The 2,213-nt window shown below is 67.9% G+C and carries 1 protein-coding gene; it reads right to left on the bottom strand.

What is annotated here, in order from left to right; translation table 11 throughout:
• Positions 1 to 441: 441 nt before the first annotated feature.
• A partial coding sequence (locus VKA86_03145) for a zinc-dependent metalloprotease family protein (GenBank protein ID HKK70186.1) occupies positions 442 to 2,213 on the bottom strand: 1,772 nt, incomplete at its 5' end.

Raw genomic sequence — 2,213 nt, 5'->3', positions numbered from 1 at the left:
GGCGTCGACACCGAAGGTACGGTAGACCTGCGCCAGGTCGTCGGCGGCGGTCGAACGGGCCAGCCGGGGGGCCTCGTCCGTCCACCAGACCGGGGCCGCGCCCGCCGGGACGGCGGCGACGAGGATCAGGCACATGGCGACGAGCGGGAGGCGGTTGCGCTGGAACATCGGAGGGGCTCCTCGGGGAACGATGGGTCCACGGAACGAACCGGTGTCCGTCACCCGTCGACGTGCGAGACCGCGGGGACGAACCACGACCTGCGATGCACGACCGACGCCACCTCGCCTGCGGGACGACGCGGAAGTACGGCGAATCACCGACCGCGATCCGCCGTACCCGTCGTCTTCACGGTCTCGCTCCGTGCAATCGCCCCGGTGGGAAAGAAAGAGGCCGCGACCGGAATCTCCGGCCGCGGCCCGTTCGTCGCTGCTTCGTCTGCGCTACTTCAGGAGCACGGCGCGCTCGGTGAAACGTCCCTCGTCGGTCTGCAGCACGAGGAAGTAGACCCCGCTCGGCACCTGGTCGCCGTCGGAGCCGGTGCCGTTCCAGACGAGTTCGTGACGGCCGGCGGGGCGGGATCCGCGGGCGAGGGTGTCGATCCTGCGCCCGCGCGCGTCGATCACGTCGAGACGCACGTCCTGTGCGCGGGACAGTTCGAAGAGGACCGTGGCCCGGGGATTGAAGGGGTTCGGTGCGACCGAGACGAAGCCCGTCCGCGGCCGCCCGGCGCCCGGAGCACTCGTCGCCGTGTCGAGCTCGACCGTCAGCGTGGTCGAGCACACTCCCAGATTCCCGGCCGCGTCCGTCGCCGTGGTGGCGACGTTGTTGTCCCCGATCACCAGCGTGGGGGGCAGCAGGAAGTTCGGTGTGACCGATTCGTCGCAGTTGTCGGACACCGTCACGGCATCGAAGAAGGGCTGCAGGGCCGGGTCGTCGTTCGGCACGCCGGACTCGTCGTTGGTCGTGATCGTGAAGGTGGCCGGGCACTCGATGGTCGGCGGCGTGGTCTCTGCGGTGGTGACGAAGTCAGCGTCGCTGATGTCGAAGAAGACGTTGCCGACTCCCTCGATGCGGATGCGCCCCTCGTCGGTGGCGGTGCAGGGAGACAGGATGTTGGCCTGGCCGTCGTTGGCCGTGGCGGCGATGGCCTCGGTCCAGGTGACTCCGGCGTCGGCGGAGGTGAGGATCCTCACCTCGTCGGCCACACTTCCGCCGGCGTCCCAGGTCACCGTGATCTCGGTGCCGGCCTCGAAGGTCTCGCCGCCGTTCGGGGCGAGCACGCGGAAGGGCTCACCGCTGACGTTGATGAACTGCGTGCTCCAGACCACGGCGCCGCCGTTCGGGTTGTTGTCGCGCACGAGCAGCCGGAAGGTCATCTGCCGGTCGACGGTCGGCAGGAACTCCCAGGGGGTGACCGTTCCCCGACGATACGCGTTGTACCGGGGGAAGGACCGGGAGGTCTCGGGCACGGGCTCGAAGTTCCGGAAGGTCGGCCCGTCGGTGGGATCGACCGGCGGGCTGGCCGGACCGAGGTCGTGCTGTTCCCAGCTGTAGGTCAGGTCATCGCTGTCGGCGTCGGTGACGTTCGCGGTGAGTTCGAAGGCGGTTTCACGGGGGATCGTCAGCGTGGGCAGGAGGTCGATCACGGGCAGCGAATTGCCGGTCGGCTCGGTCGTCCCGCACGAGCTGGTGGAGATGATGCGATTGGTGATCTGCTGCTGGGATCCCGAGTTGAACACGTCGATGTCGTCGTTGATCACGTTCTCGGCGCCGCACAGGCCGGCGTAGGACATGATCGTGACTCCGCTTCCGATCTCGTAGGCCCAGCTCGCCGACCGGTTGCCGTTGCAGCCGTCGAGCTCGCTGTTGAAGCTGTGGCTCGATCCGACCTGATGGCCGACCTCGTGGATCATGATCGGGTAGACCGCCCCGGTGCTCGCCGAACCGAGCAGCGTGCCGCCCGCGCCCTTGAAGCTCGAGTTGCACTGCACACCCACGAAGGCCAGGCCCCCGGCGGGGTTGCCGGGGTTCACACTGATGATGTGGCCCAGGTCATAGGAATTGGTGCCGATCTCGCTGTCCAGGGCCTGGTCGTTCTGGATCAGCAGCGTGCTGTTGAGCACTCCCCCGTTTGGGAAGGGATCGGTGGCGGGGTCGGTGTAGACGTTCATGGCGACGAGTTCGAAGCGCACCGAGAACTCGTTGATGTACA

It is taken from the genome of Candidatus Krumholzibacteriia bacterium, assembly GCA_035268685.1.
GTDB lineage: Bacteria > Krumholzibacteriota > Krumholzibacteriia > JAJRXK01 > JAJRXK01 > JAJRXK01.
Note: the sequence above shows the minus strand (reverse complement) of the source record. Positions and strands in the feature narration are given on the sequence as shown.